The 1662-nt window shown below is 49.5% G+C and carries 2 protein-coding genes; both read left to right on the top strand.

Going from position 1 to position 1662, the window contains the following annotated elements:
• On the top strand, positions 1-441 hold a 441-nt coding region (locus ACTXGO_RS13385; protein ID WP_443574867.1), incomplete at its 5' end, for an NAD(P)H-dependent oxidoreductase.
• 43 nt (positions 442-484) lie between these two features.
• A partial coding sequence (locus ACTXGO_RS13380; protein ID WP_443574866.1) for an arsenic transporter occupies positions 485-1662 on the top strand: 1178 nt, incomplete at its 3' end.

The raw sequence follows: 1662 nt of genomic DNA, 5'->3' as shown, positions 1-1662 counted from the left end.
GCGCAGTGGTCAGAAGGCATGCTGTGGGTGAGTCCAGAGCGCCACGGCAGCATCACCAGTATTATGAAAGCACAAATTGATTGGATACCGCTTGCACTGGGCGGCGTACGTCCCACTCAAGGCAAAACCTTGGCAGTGATGCAAGTGAGCGGTGGCAGTCAAAGCTTTAATACCGTCAATCAGCTGCGCATTTTGGGGCGCTGGATGCGCATGATTACTATCCCCAATCAATCATCGATTCCAAAGGCTTTTTTAGAATTTAACGACGATAACCGCATGGATATGTCGCCCTTATATCTGCGTCTCGTTGATGTCTGTGAGGAGCTAGTGAAGTTTACGTGGCTCACTCGTGGACGCTCGGCCTATCTGACCGACAGATACTCTGAGCGGGTGGAAAGTGCTGAGGAAGTATCACAGCGCGTCAATCAAAAGTCGCTGTAATCTCTCCTAGTTATAATCAACACGCCGTAAATAAGGTTGCTCCATGCTCGCATTCATTATCTTTATCGTGACGTTGGTTTTAGTGATATGGCAGCCTAAAGGTTTGGGCATTGGTTGGAGCGCGCTGGGAGGAGCCTTGGTCGCCTTGGCTTTTGGTGTGGTGCAGTTATCCGATGTCGGTATTGTATGGGACATCGTTTGGGATGCGACTTTTACCTTTGTGGCGCTTATCATTATCTCGCTTATCTTAGATAGAGCGGGATTTTTTGGTTGGGCGGCGCTACATGTGGCGAGACTGGGCAATGGGCAGGGACGGTTGTTGTTTCCCATGATTGTGATATTGGGCGCGTTTATCTCCGCGTTTTTTGCCAATGATGGCGCTGCATTACTTCTAACACCGATTGTCATCGCTATCTTGCTCCGGCTTAAGTTTTCACCGCCATCGGCATTGGCTTTTATCATAGCGACGGGCTTTATCGCTGATACCGCAAGTTTGCCGTTAGTGACTTCTAATCTGGTTAATATCGTCAGCGCCAATTATTTTGATATCAGCTTTGGACGTTATGCGGCGGTCATGGTGCCAGTCAATATTGTCTCTGTCATCGCGACATTAGCAGTGCTGTGGGTAGTCTATGCGCGCCAAATTCCAACACAATATTCCATTGCCAATCTTAGCGCACCAGAGTCTGCTATCGAAGATCCGCTGGTGTTTAAAGCCGCCTTTTCGCTACTTGCTTTGTTATTGGTTGCTTATTTTGCGACTGAGTCATTAGGTATTCCTATCTCCTTCGTGACTGGCGTTGCTGCGCTGGTGCTGATGGCAATTGCAGGTCGCTGGTGGCAGGGCGGGCGAGATGCGGTTGTTTCGGTGTCTGACGTCGTACGTAACGCGCCTTGGCAAATCGTCTTGTTTTCAATCGGTATGTACTTGGTGGTTTATGGCTTGGGTAACGCAGGACTGACGGCTTATGGTGCTCAAATACTCAACTGGTTAGGGCAGCAAGGCAATATCATCGCCACAGTAGGCACGGGATTTCTTTCAGCGATTGTGGCTTCTATTATGAATAACATGCCATCTACCTTGGTAGGTGCGCTGGCTATCGATAGCGCGCAAGTACCGGCAGCGACTCGCGAGCTGATGATTTATGCCAACGTCATTGGCAACGATTTGGGACCAAAGTTTACGCCCATCGGTAGCCTTGCGACCTTGTTATGGCTACA

Source organism: Psychrobacter sp. T6-1 (assembly GCF_052258445.1).
Note: the sequence above shows the minus strand (reverse complement) of the source record. Positions and strands in the feature narration are given on the sequence as shown.